Source organism: Piscinibacter gummiphilus (assembly GCF_032681285.1).
GTDB lineage: Bacteria > Pseudomonadota > Gammaproteobacteria > Burkholderiales > Burkholderiaceae_C > Rhizobacter > Rhizobacter gummiphilus_A.
On sequence record NZ_CP136336.1, the window covers coordinates 1,655,268 to 1,679,397 of the forward strand.

The 24,130-nt window shown below is 69.0% G+C and carries 20 protein-coding genes; 11 read left to right on the plus strand and 9 right to left on the minus strand.

The annotated features are described in order from the left end of the window. Positions 1–3 precede the first annotated feature (3 nt). Complete coding sequence (locus RXV79_RS07925; protein ID WP_316702869.1) at positions 4–1,200, plus strand: urate hydroxylase PuuD; 1,197 nt, start codon at positions 4–6, stop codon at positions 1,198–1,200. Here RXV79_RS07925 and murB read toward each other — a convergent pair. Next, complete coding sequence (murB, locus tag RXV79_RS07930) at positions 1,197–2,213, minus strand: UDP-N-acetylmuramate dehydrogenase (RefSeq protein ID WP_316702870.1); 1,017 nt, start codon at positions 2,211–2,213, stop codon at positions 1,197–1,199. The genes RXV79_RS07925 and murB overlap by 4 nt on opposite strands. A gap of 40 nt (positions 2,214–2,253) precedes the next feature. Here murB and RXV79_RS07935 point away from each other — a divergent pair, with 40 nt between their 5' ends. Continuing rightward, a complete protein-coding gene (locus RXV79_RS07935) occupies positions 2,254–2,742 on the plus strand; it encodes a YajQ family cyclic di-GMP-binding protein (RefSeq protein WP_316702871.1) in 489 nt (162 codons plus the stop codon). Position 2,743: 1 nt separating this feature from the next. Then, the gene (locus RXV79_RS07940) at positions 2,744–3,385 is read left to right on the plus strand and encodes a retropepsin-like aspartic protease family protein (RefSeq protein ID WP_316704023.1); all 642 of its coding nucleotides are present in this window, start codon (positions 2,744–2,746) and stop codon (positions 3,383–3,385) included. Positions 3,386–3,400: 15 nt separating this feature from the next. Here the strand turns inward: RXV79_RS07940 and xth are convergent, their stop codons facing one another. Continuing rightward, the gene (gene xth / locus RXV79_RS07945) at positions 3,401–4,177 is read right to left on the minus strand and encodes an exodeoxyribonuclease III (protein ID WP_316702872.1); all 777 of its coding nucleotides are present in this window, start codon (positions 4,175–4,177) and stop codon (positions 3,401–3,403) included. Positions 4,178–4,257: 80 nt separating this feature from the next. Between xth and RXV79_RS07950 the strand changes: the two genes are divergently transcribed. The 6 genes from RXV79_RS07950 to lspA all read left to right on the plus strand — a co-directional run bounded on the left by RXV79_RS07950 (position 4,258) and on the right by lspA (position 11,218). Next, positions 4,258–4,578, plus strand: coding sequence for a hypothetical protein (locus RXV79_RS07950; protein WP_316702875.1), 321 nt, complete (start codon positions 4,258–4,260; stop codon positions 4,576–4,578). A gap of 81 nt (positions 4,579–4,659) precedes the next feature. Beyond that, positions 4,660–6,042, plus strand: coding sequence for an alpha/beta fold hydrolase (locus tag RXV79_RS07955; RefSeq protein ID WP_316702877.1), 1,383 nt, complete (start codon positions 4,660–4,662; stop codon positions 6,040–6,042). Positions 6,043–6,044: 2 nt separating this feature from the next. Continuing rightward, the gene (locus tag RXV79_RS07960; protein ID WP_316702878.1) at positions 6,045–6,734 is read left to right on the plus strand and encodes a pseudouridine synthase; all 690 of its coding nucleotides are present in this window, start codon (positions 6,045–6,047) and stop codon (positions 6,732–6,734) included. Positions 6,735–6,799: 65 nt separating this feature from the next. Next, the gene (locus tag RXV79_RS07965) at positions 6,800–7,795 is read left to right on the plus strand and encodes a bifunctional riboflavin kinase/FAD synthetase (RefSeq protein WP_316702879.1); all 996 of its coding nucleotides are present in this window, start codon (positions 6,800–6,802) and stop codon (positions 7,793–7,795) included. An 88-nt stretch (positions 7,796–7,883) separates the two neighbouring features. Next, entirely contained in the window at positions 7,884–10,727 is a 2,844-nt protein-coding gene (gene ileS, locus RXV79_RS07970; protein WP_316702880.1) for an isoleucine--tRNA ligase, read from the plus strand. Between the two features lie 2 nt (positions 10,728–10,729). Next, positions 10,730–11,218 (plus strand): signal peptidase II, encoded by a 489-nt coding sequence (gene lspA, locus RXV79_RS07975; protein ID WP_316702881.1) that lies wholly within the window; start codon positions 10,730–10,732, stop codon positions 11,216–11,218. Positions 11,219–11,224: 6 nt separating this feature from the next. On the opposite strand, the gene RXV79_RS07980 is transcribed toward lspA, so the two are convergent. Genes RXV79_RS07980 through RXV79_RS08000 form a run of 5 tightly spaced genes read right to left on the minus strand, consistent with a single transcriptional unit; the run spans position 11,225 to position 16,879 of the window. Beyond that, on the minus strand, positions 11,225–11,536 hold the full coding sequence (locus RXV79_RS07980) for a pyrimidine/purine nucleoside phosphorylase (protein WP_316702882.1): 312 nt from the start codon (positions 11,534–11,536) through the stop codon (positions 11,225–11,227). 56 nt (positions 11,537–11,592) lie between these two features. Further along, a complete protein-coding gene (locus RXV79_RS07985; protein ID WP_316702883.1) occupies positions 11,593–13,362 on the minus strand; it encodes a carboxylesterase/lipase family protein in 1,770 nt (589 codons plus the stop codon). Next, positions 13,359–14,333, minus strand: a complete 975-nt coding sequence (locus RXV79_RS07990; RefSeq protein WP_316702884.1) for a Bug family tripartite tricarboxylate transporter substrate binding protein — start codon at positions 14,331–14,333, stop codon at positions 13,359–13,361. Before RXV79_RS07990 ends, RXV79_RS07985 begins: the two co-directional genes overlap by 4 nt. Positions 14,334–14,387: 54 nt before the next feature. Next, positions 14,388–15,644 carry a DUF1254 domain-containing protein gene (locus RXV79_RS07995; protein WP_316702885.1) on the minus strand — a complete coding sequence of 419 codons (1,257 nt, stop codon included), beginning with the start codon at positions 15,642–15,644 and terminating at the stop codon, positions 14,388–14,390. Between the two features lie 29 nt (positions 15,645–15,673). Further along, the gene (locus tag RXV79_RS08000) at positions 15,674–16,879 is read right to left on the minus strand and encodes a CaiB/BaiF CoA transferase family protein (RefSeq protein WP_316702886.1); all 1,206 of its coding nucleotides are present in this window, start codon (positions 16,877–16,879) and stop codon (positions 15,674–15,676) included. Between the two features lie 152 nt (positions 16,880–17,031). Between RXV79_RS08000 and RXV79_RS08005 the strand changes: the two genes are divergently transcribed. After that, a complete protein-coding gene (locus RXV79_RS08005) occupies positions 17,032–18,000 on the plus strand; it encodes a LysR family transcriptional regulator (RefSeq protein ID WP_316702887.1) in 969 nt (322 codons plus the stop codon). Here RXV79_RS08005 and RXV79_RS08010 read toward each other — a convergent pair. After that, positions 17,992–20,310, minus strand: coding sequence for a PQQ-dependent sugar dehydrogenase (locus RXV79_RS08010; protein WP_316702888.1), 2,319 nt, complete (start codon positions 20,308–20,310; stop codon positions 17,992–17,994). The two genes, RXV79_RS08005 and RXV79_RS08010, sit on opposite strands and share 9 nt — an antisense overlap. A 167-nt stretch (positions 20,311–20,477) precedes the next feature. On the opposite strand from RXV79_RS08010, the gene RXV79_RS08015 reads away from it, so the two are divergent. Further along, a complete protein-coding gene (locus tag RXV79_RS08015) occupies positions 20,478–22,187 on the plus strand; it encodes a long-chain fatty acid--CoA ligase (RefSeq protein WP_316702889.1) in 1,710 nt (569 codons plus the stop codon). A gap of 79 nt (positions 22,188–22,266) precedes the next feature. Here RXV79_RS08015 and RXV79_RS08020 read toward each other — a convergent pair whose 3' ends face one another. After that, entirely contained in the window at positions 22,267–23,919 is a 1,653-nt protein-coding gene (locus tag RXV79_RS08020; RefSeq protein ID WP_316702891.1) for a carboxylesterase/lipase family protein, read from the minus strand. Between the last annotated feature and the right edge of the window lie 211 nt (positions 23,920–24,130).

The window sequence follows — 24,130 nt, forward strand, 5'->3', positions numbered from 1 at the left end:
GGCGTGGATTACTCACACCTGCTCGACTGGCTCAACCTGCTGCTGCGCTGGGCGCACGTGATCACCGGCGTGGCCTGGATCGGGGCCTCGTTCTACTTCGTGGCGCTCGACAACAGCCTCACGCCGCCCGCCGACGCGAAGGAGCGGGAGAAGGGCATCGGCGGTGAACTGTGGGCCGTGCACGGCGGCGGCTTCTACCACCAGCAGAAGTACCCGGTGTCGCCCGCCGTGCTGCCCGAGCGGCTGCACTGGTCGATGTGGGAGAGCTACTCGACCTGGCTCACCGGCTTTGCGCTCTTCACGGTGCTCTACCTCTTCAACGCGAGCACCTTCCTCATCGACAAGAGCGTGCACGACTGGTCGCCGGCCGCCGCCGTCAGCGCGGCCCTCGGCTTCTTCGTCGGCTTCTGGCTCATCTACGACGGCATTTGCCGAGTCTTCGGCCAGCGCAAGAACGGTGACGCGATCGTCGGCATGCTGGTGTTCGTGTTCGTGGTCTTTGCGTCATGGCTGTCGTGCCAGCTCTTCGCCGGGCGCGCCGCCTTCCTGCTGGTGGGCGCGATGCTCGCGACGACCATGAGTGGCAACGTGTTCTTCTGGATCATTCCCGGCCAGCGCAAGGTGGTGGCCGCCCTGCGCGCGGGGCAGCCGGTCGATCCGGTCCACGGCAAGCGCGGCAAGCAGCGCAGCGTGCACAACACCTACTTCACGCTGCCGGTGCTGTTCACGATGATCAGCAACCACTACGGCTTTCTCTACGCCGGCCAGAACAACTGGGTGGTGCTGGTGGTGATGATGCTGGCTGGCGCGCTGATCCGCCAGTCGTTCGTGCAGCGGCACAAGGCGCATGCCACGGGGCAGCCAGTGCCCTGGTGGTACGCGATGGTGGGTGTGGTGCTGCTGGCCGGGGTGTTCAGCGCCACGATGCCGAGCGTGCAGGCGCCTTCGGCAGAGGCCACCCCGGTTTCGTTTGCCGAGGTGCAGAAGGTGGTGGGCGAGCGCTGCGTGATGTGCCACAGCGAGCAGGTGGTCAACAAGGCCATCCAGCTGCACACGCCCGAGCTGATCGAGCGCAACGCGCAGGCGGTCTACCAGCAGGCCGTGGTGCTCAAGCTCATGCCGCTCAACAACGCCACGCAGATGACCGATGCGGAGCGGGCGCTGATCAAGCGCTGGTACGAAGCCCGCACCAAGCCTTAGACGACCACCGGCTCCGGCTCGAGCCGGATGCCGAAGCGCCCGTACACGCTCTCCTGGATGGCCCGGGCGAGCGTCATCACCTCCGAGCCGATGGCGCCGCCGCGGTTGACGAGCACCAGCGCCTGCTTTTCATAGACGCCTGCGCGGCCGACGGTTTTGCCCTTCCAGCCACACGCATCGATCATCCAGCCGGCGGCCAGTTTCATCGTGCCGTCGGGCATGGGGTAGTGCACGATCTCCGGGTCGCGGCCGATGATGTCGCGGCACTGCTCGGGCGTGACCACCGGGTTCTTGAAGAAGCTGCCAGCGTTGCCCACCACCGCCGGGTCGGGCAGCTTGGCACGGCGGATGCCGATGATCCACTCGTAGACCTGCTGCGGCGTGGGGCGGCCGATGCCGGTGTCGTTCATCTTGCGCTCGATCTCCAGGTAGCCGAGCACCGGCTGCCAGGGCTTGGGCAGGCGGAAGCGCACCCGCGTGATGAGCACCCGGCCGGCGAGCGAATGCTTGAACTCGCTGTCGCGGTAGCCGAACTTGCACATCTCGGCACCGAGGGTGACGGTGCGGCCGGTGAGCAGGTCCACGCCTTCGAGCGAGTCGAAGCGGTCTTTCAGCTCGATGCCATAGGCGCCGATGTTCTGCACCGGCGAGGCGCCCACCGTGCCGGGGATGAGCGCCAGGTTCTCCAGCCCCGGGCAGCCCTGGGCGAGCGTCCAGGTGACGAAGTCATGCCAGTTCTCGCCGGCCCCGGCTTCGACGATCCAGGCGTTGGCCCGCTCTTCGACAATGCGCCGGCCCATCACCTCGACCTTGAGCACCACCTGGGGCATGTCGCGCGTGAGCACGATGTTGCTGCCGCCGCCGAGGATGAACTTCGGGGCCGTGCCGAGTTCGGCATGGTCGACCACGCGGCGCACGTCGGCGTCTGCGGTGATGCGCACCAACGTCTGGGCCACGGCCGGCAGGCCAAAACTGTTGTACGGTTTCAGGCTCACGCCCGATTCGATTTGCATGGCAGAATTTTCGCCGATCCAGCCTTGAAAAGACCTTGATATGCCAAGCTTCGACGCCGTTTTGGAACCCAACCTCGTGGAGGTGCGCAATGCGGTCGATCAAACGGCCAAGGAAATCGGCACGCGTTTCGATTTCAAGGGCTCGTCGGCCAAGGTCGAATTGAAGGAAGAAGAACTCACGGTCTACGCCGACAGCGACTTCCAGATCAACCAGGTGCTCGACATTCTCGTGGCCAAGCTGACCAAGCGCAGCGTGGACATCCGCTTCCTCGACCGCAGCGCCAAGATCGAGAAGATCGGTGGCGACAAGGTGAAACAGAAGATCGTGGTCAAGAGCGGCATCGATTCCGACACGGCAAAAAAGATCCAGACCCTCATCAAACAGAGCAAGATGAAGGTTCAGGCTGCGATCCAGGGCGACACCGTCCGGGTGACCGGCGGCAAGCGCGATGACCTCCAGGCCGCCATGGCGCTCATCCGCAAGGAGATCGCCGATGCGCCGTTGTCGTTCAACAATTTCCGTGACTGAGATGTGCCGCTGGTTCGCGGCCCTGGCCGTGCTGGGCGCCGCAAGCCTGTGCTCGGCCCAGACCGTGTCGATGAGCGGTCGCCTGGGCGACAAGGCGCTCCTGATGATCGATGGCAGCCCCCGCACGGTGGCCGTCGGCACGACGGTGCAGGGCGTGAAACTCGTGTCGATCTCGGCCGATGGCGCGATGGTCGAGCTCGGTGGCAAACGCCACACGGTGCCGATGGGCGGAACGCCCGTGAGCCTGGGCGCAGGCGGCGGGGGCAGCGATGGCGGTACGCGCGTGGTCCTCACCGCGGGTTCGGGTGGGCATTTCATGACCACCGGCGCGATCAACGGCAAGGCCGTGGAATTCATGGTCGACACCGGGGCCACGACCGTGGCCTTGAGTGCGGCCGATGCTGAACGCATCGGCCTCAAGTACAAGGACGGTCAGCGCGGCATGGCCAGCACGGCCGGCGGCATGGTGCCGGTCTACCGGGTGAACCTCACCTCGGTGCGTGTCGGGGAGGTCACGGTCTATGGAGTCGACGCCACCGTGGTGCAGGCCCAGATGCCTTTCGTGCTGCTGGGCAACAGCTTCCTTGGCCGTTTCCAGATGACCCGCGTGAACGACATGCTCACGCTGGAAAAGAGGCCCTGAGGCCCCCCGCGCCGCTCAGCCCAGCTTCACCCACACCGGCGCGTGGTCGCTGGCCTTCTCCTTGCCGCGGGTTTCGCGGTCGACGTTGGCGTCCTGCAGGCGTTTCGCGAGGTCCGGCGAGAGCAGCAGGTGGTCGATGCGGAAGCCCGCGTTGCGCTGCCAGCGCTGGCGCATGTAGTCCCAGAAGGTGTAGACCGCTTCATCGGGGCGCACCTGGCGGATTGCGTCGGTCCAGCCCTGGTCGAGCATCTTGAAGTACGCCGCGCGGCTCTCGGGTTGGGTGAGCGCGTCCTTCGTCCACGAGGCAGGCGAGTAGATGTCTTTCTTCTCGTCGGTCGGGATCACGTTGTAGTCGCCGCACAGCACGGTGGGCTTGCCCTCGGCGAGCAGCGTGGCCGAATGTTCGATCAAGCGGTCGAACCACTTCAGCTTGTAGTCGAACTTCGGGCCCGGTTGCGGGTTGCCGTTGGGCAGGTAGAGACAGCCGATCACGACACCGTTGACCTCGGCTTCGATGTAGCGGCTGTGGCTGTCGTCGGGGTCGCCGGGCAGGCCGCGGCGGCGCTCCACCGGCTTCGTGCCCTTGGCCAGGATGGCCACGCCGTTAAACGACTTCTGGCCGTGCCAGATGGCTTCATAGCCCGCCTCGCGCAGCGCCTCGGCCGGGAATTTCTCGTCGGGCGTCTTCAGCTCCTGCAGGCAGGCCACGTCGGGCGAGGTCTCGGCCAGCCATTCCAGCAGCCGGGGCTGGCGCGCGTTCATGCCGTTGATGTTGAAGGTGGCGATCTTCATGGGCGACGACGTGTTTGGGGTGTGAAAGAGGGCGCATTGTGGCCTCTTGAAGCAGCCCTGCTCGCCACCATGTCGGAGTCATGAATGCTGTCACCCGCACCCTCCCCGAGAGTTTCCGCGTTCTGCTGACCCTGGCCCAGCTGCTGGAGCGCATGGAACGCAAGCTCGTCCCCATGGCCGCCGACCAGTACCGCTCGGTGGTCGACCACCTGTCGAAAGAGCTGGCCGAGGTGCCGCCCGGCGACGACCTCGACTTCATGCTGAAGACCTTCCCCGCCACGGCCGAGCTGTACGAGAACCTGCAGTACGCCCACGCGGGCCTGTGCCGCTCGTCGCTCGACGCCTCGCTGGCCGCCGAGCTGAAGGCGAAGGACGCGCTGAAGCGGTTGGCCGCGGCCTGAACGCGGCGCCTGAGCTGTAGTACAAACCCGCCAACGCTGGCGGGCGTGATGTGCTGTCTCCGCTGGCGACAGGAGACACCCATGACCACCACACGCCGCCGCCTGCTGCACACGCTGGCCGCCCTCGTGCCCACCACGCTGATCGCAGCCTGCGCCATGTCGCCCGCCGTCCCCGAGCCGTTCCCGCCCATCGTCTTCGTGCACGGCAACGGCGACACCGCTGCGTTGTGGCACACCACGCTGTGGCGCTTCGAGTCGAACGGGTGGCCTCGCGAGCGGCTGCATGCGGTCGACTTCCCCTACCCGCAGGCCCGCGACCGCGATGACAAGCCGCAGCCCGCCCGCAGCTCCACCGCCGACCAGATGCAGCAGCTGTCGGCCGAGGTCGACAAGGTGCTCGCCGCCACCGGCGCCCGCAAGGTGGTGCTCGTGGGCAACTCGCGCGGCGGCTACGCCATCCGCAACTACGTCGCCAACGGCGGCGGTGCGGCCAAGGTGTCGCACGTGGTGCTCGGTGGCACGCCCAACCACGGCGTGCAGGCCAACCCGGCCGCGAACCCGACCAACGAGTTCAATGGCGCCGGCCCCTTCCTGACCGCGCTCAATGCCGCCAAGCCGCCGAAAGGCGAAGAGGTGACGGCCGGCGTGCAGTGGATGACGTTGCGCTCCGACCGCAACGACAAATACGCCCAGCCCGACGGCGCCTGGCTCGGCATGCCCGGCAAGCCGACGCAGGTCACCTTCGAGGGCCCGGCGCTGCGGGGCGCGCAGAACGTGGTGCTGCCGGGTGTCGACCACCGCGAGACCTCGTTCAGCCCGCAGGCGTTTGCCGAGACCTACCGTTTCATCACCGGGCGCGCGCCGGCCGTGACCACGATCACGCCCGAGGCGCGTGTGGTGCTCGCGGGCAAGGTCTCGGGCTATGGCGTGGACAACCAGCAGGGGCGCGAGCCGAGCAACCTGCCGCTGGCCGGCGCCACCGTCGAGGTGCATGCGACCGACCCCGCCACCGGCGCGCGGGTCGGTGAGCCACTGCTGCGCCAGACCGTGGGCGCTGACGGCCGCTACGGCCCGGTGGTGACGGATGCGAAGACCCCGCTGGAGTTCGTCGTCAGCGCTCCGGGGTATGCGATGACGCACATCTACCGTGCGCCGTTCGCCCGCTCGTCCGAGATCGTGCATGTGCGGGCGGAGCGGCCAGCCGCGCCCGATGCCCGGGCCCTGTCGATCGTGACGCTGACCCGCCCGCGCGGCTACTTCGGCGTGCCGCGCGACCGCATCAGCCTCGACGGGCAGAGCCCGCCTGCGGGCATTCCCACTGGCGTGGCGGGTGTGTCGACGGCCCGCGTGGCGGTGACCGATTCGCCGCGGCGCACTGTGGTGGGCGAGTTCAACGGTGAGCGCATTGCGGGCCAGGCCTGGCCGCTCGCCGAGAACCACGTGGTGCTGCTGGAGTTGCACTGACCTTGAAACTCGCGCAGATCCTTTTCAGCCAGGGTTTCGGGGCCCGGCGTGAATGCGAAGGCCTGGTCGCCACCGGCCATGTGCGCATCGGCGGCGAGGTGCACGACGACCCGTTCGAAGACCTGAAGCCCGAGGGCCTCGTCTTCAGCGTGCGCGGCGAACCGTGGGCGTACCACGAGAAGGCGCTCCTGATGATGCACAAGCCGGCCGGCGTGGAGTGCTCGCAGAAGCCGAAGCACCACATGAGCGTCTACAGCCTGCTGCCGGCGCCGCTGCGAAAGCGCGACGTGCAGAGCATCGGCCGGCTCGACGAAGACACGACGGGCCTGCTGCTCTTCACCGACGACGGCGCGCTGATCCACCGCTTCACCTCGCCCAAGAAGCACGTGCCCAAGGTCTATGAAGTGACTTGCAAGCACCCGGTGACGCCCGAGCAGGTGCAGCGGCTGCTCGAGGGCGTGAAGCTGGTCGACGACCACGCCACCGTGCAGGCCGCTGCCGCCGAGGCCACCGGCGAAACCACGCTGCGCCTCACCCTCACCGAAGGCAAGTACCACCAGGTCAAGCGCATGCTGGCCGCGGTGGGCAACCGGGTCGAGGGCCTGCACCGCAGCGCCTTCGGCAAGCTCGTGCTGCCGGCCGACCTCGCGCCCGGCCAGTGGCGCTGGCTGCCGGGCCCCGAAGTGATCTGATGCGTGTCAGATTGCCTCGCGCAGGCGACAGCGCCACGGCGCGCGCCGCCCGATAATCCCGGCCCATGCAAGTTTTTCGTGGCATCCACCACCCCGAGATCGCCCCGGCCTGTGCGCTGACCATCGGCAATTTCGACGGCGTCCACCGCGGCCACCAGGCCATGCTCGCGCTGCTGCGCTCCGAGGCCCAGCACCGCGGGCTGCCCTCGTGCGTGATGACCTTCGAGCCGCACCCGCGCGACTATTTCGCGCACCTGGCGGGCAAGCCGGAGCTGGCGCCCTCGCGCATCGCCACGCTGCGCGACAAGCTCTCCGAGCTGGAGCGTTGCGGTGTCGACCAGGTCGTGGTGCTGCGCTTCGACAAGGCGCTGGCCTCGCAGCCCGCCCAATCCTTCATCGACGACATGCTGGTGCGTGGCCTCGGCGCCCGCTACGTGCTCGTCGGCGACGACTTTCGCTTCGGCGCCAAGCGTGCCGGTGACTACGCGATGCTCGATGCGGCCGGCGGCACGCACGGCTTTGACGTCGCCCGCATGAACAGCTACGAGGTTCATGGCCTGCGCGTCTCTAGCTCCGCGGTGCGAGAGGCGCTCGCGGCCGGCGACATGGCCAAGGCCGCCGAGCTGCTCGGCCGCCCCTACTGCATCAGCGGCCATGTCGTGCATGGCAAGAAGCTCGGGCGCGACCTGGGCTTTCGCACGCTCAATGTGCGGTTCCGCCACCCCAAGCCCGCGGCGATGGGCATCTTTGCCGTGCTGGTGCATGGCCTGGCCGAGGAGCCCGTGGCCGGCGTCGCCAGCCTGGGCGTGCGCCCGACGGTCGATGACAGCGGCCGTGTGCTGCTCGAGACCCATTGTTTCGACTGGCCCCAGCACCTCGGCCTCGAGGGGGGCTACGGTAAGATCGTCCGGGTGGAACTGCTGCACAAAATCCGTGATGAAGCGCGCTACGACGGGCTCGAAACCCTGACGGCCGCCATTCAGCAGGACGCGCGCGACGCGCAGGATTTCCTCGCCGCCCACGCGGCCCAACGTCGCCAGACCACGCGCGACCGAATTTAAAGCTCGCCCCTCCACCGCGAGCCCCGGCCTGCACTCGCTGGCCGGCCTTGAACTCCCCCGAGGCACGCCCCCGTTGCGTGCAAGCGCCATGACCGACAAGACTTCCGCCACCGACTACCGGGCCACGCTCAACCTGCCCGACACCCCGTTCCCCATGCGGGGCGACCTGCCCAAGCGCGAGCCCGGCTGGGTGAAGGAATGGGAGCAGCAGGGCATCTACAAGCGGCTGCGCGAGGCGCGCCACGGCAAGCCCAAATTCATCCTGCACGACGGCCCGCCCTATGCGAACGGCCAGCTGCACATGGGCCACGCGGTCAACAAGATCCTGAAGGACATGATCACCAAGGCGCGTCAGCTCAAAGGGTTCGACGCGCTTTACGTGCCCGGCTGGGACTGCCACGGCCTGCCGATCGAGAACCAGATCGAGAAGACCTTCGGCCGCGGCCTGCCGCGCGACGAGGTGCAGGCCAAGAGCCGCGCCTACGCCACCGAGCAGATCGCGCAGCAGATGGTCGACTTCAAGCGCCTGGGTGTGCTGGGCGACTGGGAGCACCCGTATCGCACGATGGACTTCGGCAACGAGGCCGGCGAGGTGCGGGCGCTGAAGCGCGTAATGGAGCGCGGCTTCGTCTACCGCGGGCTGAAGCCGGTGTACTGGTGCTTCGACTGCGGCTCGTCACTCGCCGAGTTCGAGATCGAGTACGCCGACAAGAAGTCGCAAACGGTCGACGTCGCCTTCCTTGCCGCCGAGCCGCAGAAGCTCGCCGCCGCCTTCGGCCTGCCGTCGCTGCAGAAAGACGCCTTCGCCGTCATCTGGACCACGACCGCCTGGACGATCCCCGCCAACCAGGCGCTCAATGTCGGCCCGGCGATCGACTACGCGCTGGTCGACACCGGCGATCGCCTGCTGGTGCTCGCCACGGCGCTGGTCGACAAATGCCTGGAGCGCTACGGCCTCACCGGCCAGGTGATCGCCACCGCCAAGGGTGCAGCGCTGGAAGGCCTGAACTTCCGCCACCCGCTCGCCCATGTGCACGCCGGCTACGACCGCCTCTCGCCCGTGTACGCCGCCGACTACGCCACCGATGCCGACGGCACCGGCATCGTGCACTCGTCGCCTGCCTATGGCGTGGACGACTTCAACTCGTGCCGTGCACATGGTCTCGCGGTCGACGACATCCTGAACCCGGTTCAGGGCAATGGCGTCTACGAAGCCGCGCTGCCGCTCTTCGGCGGCCAGCACATCTGGAAGGCGGCGCCGCTGGTGGCCGATGCCCTGCGCGATGCCGGGCGCCTGCTGGCCTCGTCGAACCTTGTGCACAGCTACCCGCACTGCTGGCGTCACAAGACGCCGGTGATCTACCGCGCCGCCGCCCAGTGGTTCGTGCGCATGGACGAAGGCGAGGGCGTGTTCACGAAAGACAAGGCGCCCAAGACCCTGCGCCAGACCGCGCTCGAAGCGATCGACCAGACCGGCTTCTACCCTGAGAACGGCCGCGCCCGCCTGCGCGACATGATCGCCAACCGGCCCGACTGGTGCATCAGCCGCCAGCGCAGCTGGGGCGTGCCGCTGCCCTTCTTCCTGCACAAGGACTCGGGCGAGCTGCACCCGAACACGATGGCCTTCATCGACCGCGCGGCGGCGCTGATCGAGCAGGGCGGCATCGAAGCCTGGTCCAAGCTCGACCCGGCCGAGTGGCTGGGCGTCGAGGCCGCCAGCTACACCAAGAGCGCCGACATCCTCGACGTGTGGTTCGACTCCGGCTCCACCTTCTTCCACGTGCTGCGCGGCAGCCATGAAGGCGGCCGGCACGAGACCGGCCCCGAGGCCGACCTCTACCTCGAAGGCCACGACCAGCACCGCGGCTGGTTCCACTCGTCGCTGCTCATCGCCTGTGCGCTCGAAGGGCGAGCGCCGTACCGCGGCCTGCTGACCCACGGCTTCACCGTCGACAGCCAGGGCCGCAAGATGAGCAAGAGCCTCAAGAACGGCATCGAGCCGCAAGAGGTGAGCAGCAAGCTTGGCGCCGAGATCATCCGACTCTGGGTGGCCGCGAGTGACTACTCGGGCGACATAGCCGGCGACGACAAGATCCTCGCGCGGGTGGTCGACGCCTACCGCCGCATCCGCAACACGCTGCGCTTCCTGCTGGCCAACACCAGCGACTTCGATCCGAAGAAGGACGCGGTGCCGCTGGCCGAGATGCTGGAGATCGACCGCTACGCATTGGCGCGTGCGGCAGCCTTCCAGCAAGAGGTGCTCGCGCACTACGAGGTCTACGAATTCCACCCGGTGGTGGCCAAGCTGCAGGTCTACTGCAGCGAAGACCTGGGCGCGTTCTACCTCGACGTGCTGAAGGACCGCCTCTACACCACCGCGCCAAAGTCGCATGCCCGCCGCAGCGCGCAGACCGCGCTCTGGCACATCACCCACGCGATGCTGCGCTGGATGGCACCCTTCCTGAGCTTCACGGCGGAAGAGGCGTGGAAGGTGTTCGCACCGGGCCAGTCGCCGTCGATCTTCACCGAGGTGTACAGCGATGTCTCGGCTTGGGCCGACGAGGCGCTGGTGGCGAAGTGGAACCGCATCCACGAAGTGCGCGACCTCGCCAACAAGGAAATCGAAGCGGTGCGCACCGAAGGCAAGGTGGGCTCGTCGCTGCAGGCCGTGCTCGACATCACGGCGGCCGCTGAAGACTTCGCCCTGCTGGCCTCGCTCGGCGACGACCTGAAGTTCGTGACCATCACCTCGGTGGCACGCTTGCTCGAAGGGGCCGGCCTGTCGATCAAGGTGACGCCGTCGACCGCCACCAAGTGCGAGCGCTGCTGGCACTACCGCGACGATGTCGGCCACGATCCCGCCCATCCCACGATCTGCGGCCGCTGCACGAGCAACCTCTTCGGCGCGGGCGAACCGCGCAAGGTGGCCTGACGATGGCGAACCAGAAGGCCAACCTGCTGCCGTGGCTGGCAATCGCCGTGGTGGTGATCGTGCTCGACCAGATCACCAAGACGCTGATCCTGCAGCACTACCAATACGGCGACAGCACCTACATCACGTCGTTCTTCAACATCGTGCGGGCGCACAACACGGGCGCGGCGTTCTCGTTCCTGGCGGGCGCTTCGGGCTGGCAGCGCTGGTTCTTCATCGGCCTGGGCATCGCCGCCGCCATCTTCATCATCTGGATGCTGCGCTCGCACGGTCACCAGAAGATGTTTGCGTGGGCGCTGTCGCTGATCCTGGGCGGTGCGGTCGGCAACGTGGTCGACCGCATGCTGCACGGCTACGTGGTCGACTTCATCCAGGTGCACTGGGGCGCGACGTACTACTTCCCGTCGTTCAACGTGGCCGACAGCGCGATCACCGCTGGTGCCGCGCTGCTCATCCTCGACGAACTGCTCAGGGTTCGCCGAGGGCGTTGAGTCACTTCAACCGAAGTGGCAGATGTAGTGCAGCGTCTGCGTCACTTCGATGTCGAAGTGCGACTTGCCCGGCACGTTGAACGACTGGCCGGCCGAATACGGCAGCCAGTTGTCGCTGCCGGCGTACTTCACGCGGCACACGCCTTCCACCAGTTCCATCACCTCCGGCTCGCCGGTGTTGAAGCGCAGCGACGAGGGCAGGATCACGCCCACGCTCTTCTTGGTGCCGTCGGCCAGCGTGATGCTGTGCGAGACGCACTTCCCGTCGAAATAGACATTGGCGCGGGTGGTGATGGTGGCGTCGATCTTGTCGGTCATGCTGGGGGCCTCAAAAAAGGCGCCATTCTAGGGACCGGCCTGGGCCGCCCGCGCCGCTAACGCGGCGCGCCGCGGGCCTCGATCCGGGCCGCACTCGCATCGGCATCGAAGACGATTCGCCCGGGCCATTGCGGCCAGTTCGTGCCCAGCGCCGCGTCGTTGGGGTCGCCCTGGCGTGCAAAGGCGCCCAGGCTGCGCTGCATCACCTTCGACAGCGCCACGCGCCCGGCGCTGTTGTGTCGCGTGAACGAGATGCGCGAGTAGAGCGAAGGCCCGAAGTTGCCGAAGACGAAGGGCAGGTCGAAGGTGTGGGCCGCGCCGAAGAGGGTGTCGAACGGCGTGGGCAGTTCGTCCCACTCGAATTCGTAGTCCCACACCTGGGGCTGCTGCGAGCGCACGGCGTCGAGCACGTCGTCGCGGATGGCCGAGAACCACAGGCGGTCGAGTTCGCGGGCACGGGCGTCGTACCCAGTGGTGGGCGTCGAGGCGGGCAGGTAGGCCTTGGGGATCCACTGCTCGACGCTCGTCTGCGGGGCCGCTTCGGCGTCATACCGCGAGGCCAGCGCGAACACCGCGGCATCGTCCAGCAGGCGGCCGCTGGTGCCGCCCAGGTCGGGCCGCAGGGCGAAGAGCTGCGGGAAGAGCTTCGTCTCGTCGCGTGTGTGGCCGGCCAGCACCGGCACGCGCATGTAGCGCCCGGCGCGGATCGCGGCGATCGGGTCCGGTGCCACGACCCAGCCATCCGCGATGGGGTTGGAAGCCGCCATGCCCCGCGCCGAAAGCCGTGTGCGCACCACGCCCAGCACCGCATCGGCCGAACGCTCCCGCAGCCACGCCGCCATCTCGGCCGCGCCGCGCTCGGCGGCCAGCGTGCGGGCCGCAGCTTCGTTCGCGGCGCGGCCGTCGGCCACCAGCGACTCCAGCAGCAGCGCTTCACCGCGCGTGGCCCACACCGCCTTCGGCAGCACGCCCGGGATGGCGCCCTTCGGCAGCGTGGCCGCCGTCGAGATGCCGCCGCTCAGCGCCACGACGCGGTGGAACAAGGGCTTGGCCCGCTCCACCAGCATCGGCGACGACAGCAGCGCGTAGACGTTCACGGCACCGGCCGACTGGCCCATCAGCGTGACGCGGCTTGCGTCGCCCCCGAAGGCCTGGATGTTCGATGCCACGAACTCGAGGGCCTTCACGATGTCGAGCAGCGCGAAGTTGCCCGAGTCTTCTTCTCGCTGGCCGGTCTTCAGCGCCGCCGCGTCGAGGAAACCGAAGACACCGAGCCGGTAGTTCACCGACACGACGACCACGTCTTGCGAGCGCGCCAGCGCTGCACCGTCGTATACGGGGTCGGCGGTGTAGCCGGTGATGTTGCTGCCTCCGTGCACGAAGACGATCACCGGGCGCGGCGCCGCCGGGTGCGAGGCGGGCGTCCAGATGTTGAGGTAGAGGCAGTCTTCCGAGCCGAGCGTCTTGCCGAGCGTGCTGCCGATGGTTTCGTCGTAGCGGTTGTTCAGGCCCGGGCCGTAGAGCCTGCCGGTCTGCACGCAGGCGGGCGCAAAGGCGGTGGCCGCGCGCGGCGCGGACCAGCGCTCGGGGTTCATCGGCGCGCGCCAGCGCAATGCGCCGACCGGCGGGCGCGCATAGGGCACGCCCTTCCAGTGCCAGCTGCCGCTGGCGGCCGAATCGTCGGTGCCGACGACGGGGCCCCACGCGGTGTCTCGATGCAGGTTGGAGGTTCCAGCCGGCACCGAGGTGCAGCCCCCCACTGCCGCCGCGGCTGCGACGACGCCGATGCAGCGTAGGGCTGCATTCCAGACGGTGCGCATCTTCATTCGGCGGTGATGTTGGCGGCCTTGATGACCTGGGCCCACTTGCGCGTTTCGCTCTGGATGAACGAGGCAAACGCAGCCGGCGTGCCGCCGCGCGGCTGCAAGCCCACGGCTTCGGCCTTCTTGCGAATCTCGGCATCGGCCAGCACGGCATTGGTTTCCGCGTTGAGCCGCTGCACGATCGCCGCCGGCGTGCCGGCCGGCACCATGAGGCCGTACCACCCGTAGCCCACCACGCTTGGCAGCCCCGATTCGCGCAGCGTCGGCGCCTGCGGGTAGAGCGGCGTGCGCTCCTCGTTGGCCACCGCCAGCACGCGCAGCTTGCCGGCCTGCACATGGGGCACCGCGGTCGAGATGGCGGTCAGGGTGGCGTCGAGACGTCCGGCCAGCAGGTCGGTGTAGGCCGGCGCGTCGCCACGGAACTGCGCCACCACGCCCTTCGTGCCCGAGGCGCGCATCAGCAGCTCGGCGGTGAGGTGCGGTGCGGAGCCGTTGCCGGGCGAGCCGAAGGTGAAGCCCTTGGGGTTGGACTTTCCGTATTCGATGAACTCGGCCACCGTCTTGTACGGGGCGCTCGCGTTGACGATCAGGAAGAGCGGTGCGATGGCCGTGCTCACCACCGCCTCGAAGCTCTTGTGGGCGTCGTACGGCAGCTTCGGGTAGAGCGCCTCGCCGATGGCGATGGGCGCGGCCGCGTGCAGCACGGTATAGCCGTCGGGGGCGGCGCGCGCCACGTACTCGTTGGCGATGCGCGTGCCGGCACCGGCCTTGTTTTCCACGGTGAAGGTCTGGCCGAGGCGCGCCGCCAGCGCTTCGCCGAGCAGGCGCGTGAGGATGTCGTTGGAGCCGCCGGCGCCATAGGGCGCCACCAGGTTGATCGGCCGGCTGGGCCAGGCCTGAGCGAAGGCGCTGGCCTGGGCGAGCCCCAGCGCGGCAAGGCTGCTTCCCATCAGGGTGCGGCGGGTGATCGGCATGGCGTGTCTCCTGGTGTGATCTGTCTTGGCGTCAGCGTGGGGTGGTGGGGCGGCTCAGCCGAGCCTTCGCAGCGGCGGGTATCGGTATTGGAACGACAGGTGCTCGGCCGCAGGCTGGTACAGGCGCAGCACCACGTAGAAAGCCTCGGCGGGTGGTGCCGGCAGCCAGTTGTGACCCGGCCCGGGGTCGGTCGCCTGCACGCGGATCGCCAGGCTGCCGTCGGCCTCTCTTCGCAGGCCCGGGGTGCGGTCGCCGATGGAGTAGCGCCCGATCGGGTTGGCGACGAAGAGGCAATCGCTGCGGCGATACATCGTGAGCGACCAGAAGGCCCCCACGTGCGGCCCGGCGTCGGGCGCGAAGCGCAGCTCGTAGGCGTGCGAGCCGTCGAGCGTGCGCCCGTCTGCATCGACCTCCGCCGTGGGGTACATCGCCTCTTCGATGCCGAGGGCGCCGATGAGGTTGCGTGCCACGCGGGCTCGCGTCAGCACGTCCTGGCCCCAGTGTGTGCGCACGGCCACCGGCAGCGCCCAGCCGCCGCCCAGGTCATGCGGCTGGTCCTGCTGGCGCAGCTCGTCGAACACCTGCGGCAGCAGTGCGGCGACAGCGTCTGGCGCCAGAGGCCACGCGAGCGACTCGTCCGCCGCGGGCGGGTTGCGCCGCAGCGCCGCCTCGACCGTCGAGAGGTACAGGCTCGCCGAGGGCGCGTCGACCACCCGGCCGTCGAGTGCGGTGTCGAAGCGCAGGGCGGCGTCACTGCCATCGGGTCGCGACATCCTGAACTCGGCCTGCAGCGCGCGCACCGCTTCGAGGTCGGCGGGGCGGTCGTCCACCAGCGTGCGGCCGATGAGCCACACGTCGTCACCCGGCGCGGCGATGACCTGCGACACGCCACCGGCCGGCATCGGGCCAGGCCCGGCGGGCCCATGCACCAGCGTGCGCTGGCGGCGGTTGCCGGTGGTGCGGCGGCCGACGTAGGCGAACGGGTTCGTCCAGGCGTCGAGCAGCCCGAGCGTCCAGTAGCGGTCGCCCATGTCGGGTGTGTCGATCACGACCGGGCCCTGCGAGAGGTCGAGCCATGCGTTGCTGTAGACGGTGTCGTTGTTCGGGCTCACCACCTCGCGGTCGTCGGGCCCGAGCTTGCGGTGGGTGTGGGTGAACTGGTTGACCCAGCGCAGCGTCGAGTCGCGGTCGGGTGACGCAAAGCCGAGCGTCGGGTGGCGCCGGGCCGTGGTGGCGGCGCGCATGCGCATCATCTCGTAGAGCGGCAGCGTGCGGATCAGCGCATCGCGAACGTGGTGGGTGTCGGTCATGGGCGCGGGCATGGTGGGTGTGAAGTCCTTCAGGCGACGACGCCGTCTCGGCGCAAGGCGGCGATCTCGTCAAGGCTGTAGCCGGCCTCGGCCAGCACGGCGTCGCCATCGGCGCCGCAGGCCGGTGCGGCGGGCGGCGACGGTCGCGGCGCGTCGTCGATGCGATAGGGCAGGGCGAGCGCCTGGTAGCGCGTGCCGTCGGCGCCGACGGCCTCGACGACGAGCCCGCTCGCCGCGAGGTCGGGGCTGTGCAGCACCTGGTTGTAGCTGCGCACGGCGCCGGCGACGATCTGCTGGCCGGACAGCAGCGCCACGCATTGCTCGCTGCTGAAGCCGGACAGGCAGTCGCGCAGCACCGCACGCAGCGCCTCGCGGTGCGCCACGCGCTGCGCGTTGCTCGCAAAGCGCGGGTCGCGCGCGAGTTCTTCGCGGCCGAGCACGCGGCAGAAGCGCTGCCAGTGTTCTTCGGCATAGGCCGAGAGCACGATGTAGCCGTCGCGCGTGGGCACCACCTCGGCGGCCGGCGCGTTGTGCGGCTGGCCGTCGCCGATGCGTTGCGGCTCGGGGGCGCCGCCGAGGTAGTCGGCCCAGGTCGTCGCCTGCAGGTGCAGCGCCACTTCCAGGAGCGAAGTTTCGAGCGTCGCGCCGCGGCCGGTCTTCTCGCGGCCGTACAGCGCGGCCAGCACCGCCTGCGCGCCGAGCTGCGCCGCGGCCGCGTCGATGATGGGCACGCCCACCTTCTGAGGCGGCCGGTCGGGCTCGCCGGTCACCGACATGAGGCCGCTCTCGGCCTGCGCGGCGATGTCGTAGCCGGGGCGCTCGCTCGAGGGCCCGCGGCTGCCGAAGCCGGAGATGGTGAGGTACACGATGCGCGGAAAGCGCTCGCGCACGTGGCGCGGGCCGAGGCCGAGCTTGTCGATCGCGCCGGGGCGCAGGTTCTGGATCACCACGTCGGCGTGCGCGATGAGGCGCAAGGCGGCTTCGCGCCCGGCCTCGCGCTTGAGGTCGAGCGCGATGGAGCGCTTGCCGCGGTTGTAGGCCCGCACCATCGATTCACCGTAGCGCCCGATGTGGCGCGCCTGGTCGCCGGCAAGCGGCTCGACCTTGATCACGTCGGCGCCGAGCTCGGCCAGCGTCATGGCGGCGCCGGGGCCTGCGATGTACTGGCCGAGGTCGATGACGCGCACCCCCGCGAGTGGTCGGGCCGGGCCGGGCGATGCAGGCGTCGCAGGCATGGTGTGGCTTGTCTCCGGTTTCTCTTGTGTTCGCGTGGCACCGCGAGGGCCCGCTGTGCAAGCACGATAGAGGAATCGGCGATTGCTCGGAAGTCGATAATCCTGATGACGTGATCACGTTGAGTGATCACGCGAAACAAGGCAAATCCTGGATGAGCAAAGGCTTCGACTACCTCGTGCGGCGCCTGCGCCTGCGGCACCTCGAACTGCTGGTGGTGCTGGCCGAAACCGGCACCATGCGCGGCGCCGCGGCGCGCCTTCATCTCAGCCAGCCGGCGATCAGCAAGATGCTGGTCGAGGCCGAGGAGGCGCTGGGCGCGCCGCTCTTCGAGCGCAGCCGCCAGGGTGTGCACACCACGCCCATCGGCACGGCGGCCGTGCACCGTGCGCGCGTGGTGCTGGGGGAGCTCTCGCATGCGCACGACGAAGCCGAGGCCATGCGCAGCGGCGCGAGTGCCGTGCTGCGCGTGGGCACGTTTTCGGTCACCGCGGCCGTGCCGGCGGCGGTGGTGACGCTGCGCCAGCGCCTGCCGCAGGCGTCGGTTCGCCTGCACGAGGGCCGGGTGAGCGAGCTGATCCAGCGGCTGCTCGATGGCGAACTCGATTGCGTGTTCGGTGCCGTCACGACCGAGCTGCTGACAAGCGACCTGCTGCGCAACCTGCAGTCCGAAGTGCTGGTGGAAGACCGCCTGTGCGTGCTCGGCTCGGCGTCGAACCCGACGGCCCGGCGCCGGCGCCTGGGCTGGGTCGATCTTCAGGCGGCCGACTGGGTGGCGCCGCCGCGGCAGACGCTGGTGCGCCAGGCGTTCATGACGGCATTTCTCAACGAAGGCGTCGACCCGCCGGAGCCGGTGATCGAAGCGATGTCGTCGGTGACGGTGGGCGCGGTGCTGCGCCTCGACCCGGCCCTGCTCGGTGCAGTGCGCTTCGAGCACGCACGCGACGAGGTCGCGCGCGGCGGCGTGGTGCTGGTGCCGGTGGCGCCGGCCATCGCCTTGCCGCCGCTCGGCCTCTTCACCCGTCGCGGCAGCGTCGACCAGACGCTCGCGGTGCAGGAGTTCGCCAAGGCCCTGCGCGAACTGCGCGGCGGCAGCAGCGCGAGGGCCGGCCGCTCAAAGTGAGGGCGCGATGCGCGTGATGCCCTGGCGTGTCAGCACGTAGAGCGCACCGTCCTGGCCCACCAGCATGTCGACAGGGTTGCCGTTGACGGTGGCGAAGGCGTAGGCGGCGTTGCCGTTGGCCGGGTCGAGCCGCCCCACGGTGTTGGCCACGTAGTCGCTGAAGAAGTAGTTGCGCCGGTACGCGGCCGGGAAGGTGCCGCCGGCGGCGGGGTAGAAGCTACCGCCGGCGATCGACTGGCCGAGGAAGAAGCCGCCCGGGCCCGAGCCGGGCGGGCTCGTGGCGTCGTGGCGGTAGGCGAAGAGCGGGGCGGTCACGCCGGCCGCGTTGGTCGGGCCTTCGGTGGCGGGCCAGCCGTAGTCGGCTCCCGGCGCACCGAGGTTGATCTCTTCCCAGGCGCCTGCGCCCACGTCGTTGATGAAGATGCGGCCGGTGCCGGGCTCCACCGCGAAGGTGAAGGGGTTGCGCAGGCCGCTCGCCCAGATGGCGCGGGCCACGCCGCGCTGGCTGTCGAAGTACGGGTTGTCGTTGGGGATGCTGCCGTCGGGGTTGATGCGCAGCAGCTTGCCGAAGGGTGTCGACAGGTCGGGCGAGTGGCTGGAGTCGGCGTTGTCGCCCACGCCGATGTAGAGCTTGCCGTCGGCGCCGAAGTGGATGGCGCCGCCGTTGTGGTTGGTGGCGTTCGACAGCTCGGGCAGGTCGAGCAGGCGGTCTTCCGAGCCGATGACGAGGTCGTTGTACGGGAAGCGCGCCACGCGGTTCCGGGCGCGCCCGTCCGGGCGTGTGTAGTGCACGTAGAGGTAGCCGGGTGACGGGAAGCCGGGCGGAAGCGCAATGCCGATCAGCCCGCGCTCGCCGCTCGAATCGACCGCCAGGTTGACCACCGGCAGCAGCTGGAACTGGCCCTGCGCGTTGGCGATGCGGATGCGGCCGTCCTGCTCGGCGATGAAGAACCGGCCGTCGGCCGCCTGTGCGAAGGCGGTGGCGTTGTCGAGGCCGCCGATCCAGTTCTCCTGCCGGGTGAAGCCTTGCGGCACGGCGGCGCCGCTCACGACCTGCACCGTGGCGCTGCTCCAGGCCGAGACGTTGCCGGCCGCATCGCGCGCCCGGGCGCGCACGACGTGCTGGCCGGGCGGGTAGGCCGAGGTGTCCCACGAGGCGCTGTAGGGCGCGAGGGTGTCGTCGCCGCCGAGCGCCACGCCGTCGACCTGGAACTCGACCGCGGCCACGCCGACGTTGTCGGCGGCAGTGGCGCTCACGCTCACGGTGCCGCTCAACGACACGGCAAGGTGGGCGGGGCTCGTCAGGGCGACGGTGGGGGGCACGCCGTCCGGCCCGGTGTTGTCGATCACCGTCACGGTGACCGTGGCGCTGGTGGTGCTGTCGCCGGCGTTGTCGGTGGCGCGCGCGGTGAGCGCGTGGGTGCCTGCGGTGGTGGGCGTCCACGCCCATTCGAACGGCGCGCTCGTGTCTTCGCCGAGCAGGGTGCTGCCGTCGAAGAACTGCACGCGCGAGACGCTGCCGTCGGCATCGGCTGCCGCCGCCGACAGCGCGACAGGCGTGCCTACCACACCGCTGCCGGCGGCGGCGAGGCTCACCGTGGGCGGCGCGTTGTTGGCCGGGCCGTCATCGGTGAACGTGGCGGTGTAGGTGGTGTTGGCGGTGGGCGTGCCGATGGTGTGCGTGGCACCGCCGCCGTCGCTCCAGCCGGCGAAGGTGTAGCGGCGGCCGTTGGCCACCTGCGTGGCTGCCCCGAGGTCGCGCTCCACACCCTGCACGCCGGTGACCGTGTGCGGGGCGGTGACGGGCTGGCCGTCGAGGGTGAGTTGCAGGCCGGCCGGCTGCGTGGCGAGCGTGATCTCGGCGGTCTGCGGGCGCACGTCACGCGTGACTTCGGTGGCGCGGCCGCCGCTGTCGACCGCGCGCACGTGCACGCGGTAGAAGACATTGGCCGACACCTCCGTGCGCGTGGGCGTGTCGAACGTACCGCTTCCTCCATTCGTGACCGGCTGCGCCGGGTGGCTGTGGGTGTCGTGATGCAGGTCGATCCACCAGGTGAGGCGGTTCGCCGCGAGGGCCCCGTCTTCGCGGTCGGTGGCCGTGGCGGTGACGGTGATGTCGTCGCCCGCGCGGTAGGTTGCGTCGGCCGCCGGGCTCGCGAGGGTGATGACGGGGGCCTGGTTGCCGCTGGGAGGCGTGACGGGATCGTCGCCGCCGCCGCAGGCGATCAGCGACGCGGCGGCGAGGCCGCAGGCGAGCGGCGTGAAGAGGCGGGCGCGCACGGTGCGCAGGAAGATCGAGCCGGTGTTCATGGAATGCTCCTCGACGGGCGCCGTCGTGGCATGACGGCGCGCGAGGGAAGGGCAACCCTCATGCCGCGCTAGGGTTTGTCCGTAGGCGCCGCGACCCTTCTGCACTGCCATGCTTCGGGCCATACCGTTCGCTCGAAACCTCTTTTTCTTCGTCTCAAGGAGTCCCTGTGTCTGAAGCCGCAACCCGCCCCCACGAACGCATCTGGCCGCGCCGCCTGCCGCGTGAGTTGGTCGTCCCGGCCACCTCGCTGTGGTTCAACCTCTTCGTGACCGCGCAGCGCTTTCCCGAGAAGGCGGCGACCATCTTCTTCGGCAAGCCGATGAGCTACCAGCAGCTGCACGACGACGCCGACCATCTGGCTGGCTGGCTGCAGAGCGTGGGCGTGAAGGCCGGCGACCGCGTGCTGCTCTACATGCAGAACTGCCCGCAGTTCCTCGCGGCGTTCTTCGGCATCCTGCGCGCCAACGCGGTGGTCGTGCCCGTCAACCCGATGAACAAGGCCGACGAACTCGGCCACTACATCACCGACCCCGAGGCGAAGGTCGCGATCTGCGGAGCCGATCTGGCCGCCATCGTCGAGACGGCCAACGCGGCGCTTCCGGCCGACAAGCGGCTGGCGCAGGTGCTCGTGACGCGCTATTCGGATGCGATGTCCGCGCCCGGCGCCATCGACCCGGCCGATGCGCCGGCCGCGCCGGTCGAGGCATGGCTGCGCAGCGAGCCGGTGCTGCCGGCGGCAGGCCAGGGCAGCGCCACCTACCTGATGTGGAACGACATGCTCGCGCGCCAGCTGAAGCCCGGGCCGCATACCGCCAAGCCCGACGACCTGGCCGTGCTGCCCTATACCTCGGGCACGACCGGCAACCCCAAGGGCTGCATGCACACCCACCGCACGGTGATGCACAACAGCTGCGGCATCCAGTGGGCGCACGGCGGGCCGGAGGCGGTGGCGCTCGGCGTGGTGCCGATGTTCCACATTACCGGCATGGTCGGCATGTCGGCTGGCGTTTTTGCCGGCTCGACCGTGGTCATGGTGCCGCGCTGGGACCGCGAGCTCGTCGGCCGCCTGATCTCGCGCTACAAGGTCACGCACTGGACCTGCATCCCGACGATGGTCATCGACCTCTTCGGCAGCCCCAACTACAAGAGCTTCGACCTCTCCAGCCTCAAGTTCATGAACGGTGGCGGGGCTTCGATGCCCGCGGCCATCGCCGACCGGCTGGAGAAGGAATTCGGCATCGTCTTCGCCGAAGGCTATGGCCTCACCGAAACCTCGGCCGCGACGCACGGCAACCCGCCCGAGCGCGCCAAGCCGCAATGCCTGGGCATCCCGATCTTCGGTGTCGACTCGCGTGTGGTCGACCCGACCTCGCTCAAGGAACTGCCGCCCGGCGAGGTGGGCGAGATCATCAGCCACGGCCCGCAGGTGTTCAAAGGCTACTGGCGCCAGCCCGATGCGACCGCGGCGGTCTTCGTCGAGTTCGAAGGCAAGCCCTTCTTCCGCACCGGCGACCTCGGCCGCATGGACGAGGAAGGCTACTTCTTCATCACCGACCGCCTGAAACGCATGATCAACGCCAGCGGCTTCAAGGTGTGGCCGGCGGAAGTGGAGATGCTGCTCTACAAGCACCCTGCGGTGCAGGAGGCCTGCATCATCAGCGCGAAAGACGCCTATCGTGGCGAGACGGTCAAGGCCGTCGTCGTGCTGCGCGCAGAGGCCAAGGACAAGACCACGCCGGAAGACATCATGGCCTGGTCGCGCGACCACATGGCGGCCTACAAGGTGCCGAAGATCGTGCAGTTCGTCGACAGCCTGCCCAAGTCGGGCTCGGGCAAGGTCATGTGGCGCCTGCTGCAGGACCAGGAAGCCAAGTAGCGCCTGGCATGCCGGCCGACGGGTCGGCCAATGAAAAAAGGGCCGGCATTCGCCGGCCCTTTTGCTTCCTCGAGATGCCTTACGGCGTCGGGGTGAACGGCACCATGCCGTTCCAGGCCGTGCAGTTGTGAGCCGTCGCGAAATTGGTCGCGAGCGGCCCCACACCGTTGGTACCGATGTCCAAGCCTTGGTAGCTGTCGTTCGCCTGGGTGTAGGCCGCCCAGGTCGGCACGCCTGCGCCGTTCGGGTCGCCGTTCTTCGCGAAGTTGGCCCAGTACTTCACCATGGTGTCCGACAGCGCCTGTTGCGCGGCGTTGAAGGATGCGGTGCCGGCCATGTTGAAGATGTACTGGAGCTCCGACGTGTGCGGCGCACCGAGGTCCAGGGTCGCGCGGTGCGGCAGCACCGAGGGTGCCGTGCGGTCACGGAACTCGTACGCGTACACCGCACGATGTTGCTGCAGCTCAAGGGCGGCGATGCGTCCATTGCAGGCAAAGATCATGTCGGTGCCGAGCGCGCCATAGGCGAGCGTGGCGCTTCCGCCGTAGTTCGCCGCCGGGTAGAACCCGTTGACCATCGCCGTGGCCGTGGGGCCTGCCGCCGGGTTCAGTGCACCGCCGAGCAGTGCCGTCACCTTGGCGATGTGGTCGGCGTCGCTCGTGAGCACCTGGGTCATCGGCGGGGTCGCAGTCAGCTCGTCGAGCGCGGCGAAGAGACGCCACTCGTCGCGCGTGGTGCCTTCGATCATCGGCACACGGTTGTGGGTGCCTGCGGCGATGGTCGTGCGCACGTCCTGCGTCAGCACCACGCCGTCGCGCGAGGGCACCGGGCCGCTGGGGTAGGGCGTCATCTGGGCGCCCAGCAGCACGCTCACCGGCAGGTTGCGCATGCAAGTGAGGTCGCTGCAGGCAGGCACCGTGGTGCCGGTGGCGGTGGAGCGGATGGTGGCAGCGGTCGTCACGACGCTCGCGCCCTTGGCCTGTGCCACGGCAAGGCTGTCTTGAGCTGCGCCGAACGGGTAGGCCGCGCTCATGGCGATGGCCTTGTGGAAGAGACCCGCCGAGCCCGCCGATGCCACGTGCGAGTGAACGCTGAAGCCGCCCGCCGATTCGCCCGCGATGGTGATGTTGTCGCGGTTGCCGCCGAAGTTGGCGATGTTCGCGCGCACCCAGCGCAGGGCCGCCTGCTGGTCCATCAGACCATAGTTGCCCGAGGTGCCGCCTTGCTCGGCCGACAGCAGGGCATGCGACATGAACCCGAGCGCGCCCAGCCGATAGTTCAGGGTGACGACAACCAGGCCCTGGTTGACGAGCTTGGTCGGGTCGTAGCCGTCGGACAGGCCGAGGTAGAACGCGCCGCCGTGGATCCAGACGAACACGGGGTAGTTGCCCGGCGCCTTGGGCGTGTAGACGTTCAGGTAGAGGCAGTCTTCGTTGGTCGAGGCGCTGCCAAAGGGCGATGCGGCCTGCGGACAATGCGGAGCGAAGCTCTTGGCGTCGCGCACGCCGCTCCAGTTGGCCGGGGCGGCCGGGGCGGCCCAGCGGCGGGCGCCGACCGGGGGCGCGGCGTAGGGGATGCCCTTGTAGCTGATGGTGTTGCCACTGATCGAGCCACGGACGACGCCGTTGGCGGTGGTGGCTTCGACGTCGTCAGACCCGCCGCCGCAGGCGACCAGGCCGGTCGCCATCGCGAGCCCGGCGAGGGCGGTGGTCCAGAAGGATTTCGTGTTCAAGAGACTGCTCCAAGTTGTTGCACGTGCGTGCAGTTTTTAAGTGTGCCTGCGCCTGACCCTCCTCACGAGTCGGAAAAGCGATGGGCGGATTTAGCAAGTCGGTACAAGTGCGCCGGGCGGCAGTCGTGCTGGAAACGCGGGCCGGCCGGTGCCAGCCTTCATGGCGGGAGAGCCATAAAAAGACGGTCGTGCAGAATAAGTGTGAGCGAGC

Excerpts from the sequence above, each read along its gene's own strand:
- RXV79_RS08010 (WP_316702888.1), bottom strand. The coding sequence starts at position 20,310 with ATGAACACCGGCTCGATCTTCCTGCGCACCGTGCGCGCCCGCCTCTTC.
- RXV79_RS07980 (WP_316702882.1), bottom strand. The coding sequence starts at position 11,536 with ATGACCGACAAGATCGACGCCACCATCACCACCCGCGCCAATGTCTAT.
- RXV79_RS07985 (WP_316702883.1), bottom strand. The coding sequence starts at position 13,362 with ATGAAGATGCGCACCGTCTGGAATGCAGCCCTACGCTGCATCGGCGTC.
- RXV79_RS07990 (WP_316702884.1), bottom strand. The coding sequence starts at position 14,333 with ATGCCGATCACCCGCCGCACCCTGATGGGAAGCAGCCTTGCCGCGCTG.
- RXV79_RS07965 (WP_316702879.1), top strand. The coding sequence starts at position 6,800 with ATGCAAGTTTTTCGTGGCATCCACCACCCCGAGATCGCCCCGGCCTGT.
- RXV79_RS07940 (WP_316704023.1), top strand. The coding sequence starts at position 2,744 with ATGTGCCGCTGGTTCGCGGCCCTGGCCGTGCTGGGCGCCGCAAGCCTG.
- xth (WP_316702872.1), bottom strand. The coding sequence starts at position 4,177 with ATGAAGATCGCCACCTTCAACATCAACGGCATGAACGCGCGCCAGCCC.
- murB (WP_316702870.1), bottom strand. The coding sequence starts at position 2,213 with ATGCAAATCGAATCGGGCGTGAGCCTGAAACCGTACAACAGTTTTGGC.
- RXV79_RS08005 (WP_316702887.1), top strand. The coding sequence starts at position 17,032 with ATGAGCAAAGGCTTCGACTACCTCGTGCGGCGCCTGCGCCTGCGGCAC.
- lspA (WP_316702881.1), top strand. The coding sequence starts at position 10,730 with ATGGCGAACCAGAAGGCCAACCTGCTGCCGTGGCTGGCAATCGCCGTG.
- RXV79_RS08000 (WP_316702886.1), bottom strand. The coding sequence starts at position 16,879 with ATGCCTGCGACGCCTGCATCGCCCGGCCCGGCCCGACCACTCGCGGGG.
- RXV79_RS07950 (WP_316702875.1), top strand. The coding sequence starts at position 4,258 with ATGAATGCTGTCACCCGCACCCTCCCCGAGAGTTTCCGCGTTCTGCTG.
- RXV79_RS07955 (WP_316702877.1), top strand. The coding sequence starts at position 4,660 with ATGACCACCACACGCCGCCGCCTGCTGCACACGCTGGCCGCCCTCGTG.
- ileS (WP_316702880.1), top strand. The coding sequence starts at position 7,884 with ATGACCGACAAGACTTCCGCCACCGACTACCGGGCCACGCTCAACCTG.
- RXV79_RS07935 (WP_316702871.1), top strand. The coding sequence starts at position 2,254 with ATGCCAAGCTTCGACGCCGTTTTGGAACCCAACCTCGTGGAGGTGCGC.
- RXV79_RS07995 (WP_316702885.1), bottom strand. The coding sequence starts at position 15,644 with ATGACCGACACCCACCACGTTCGCGATGCGCTGATCCGCACGCTGCCG.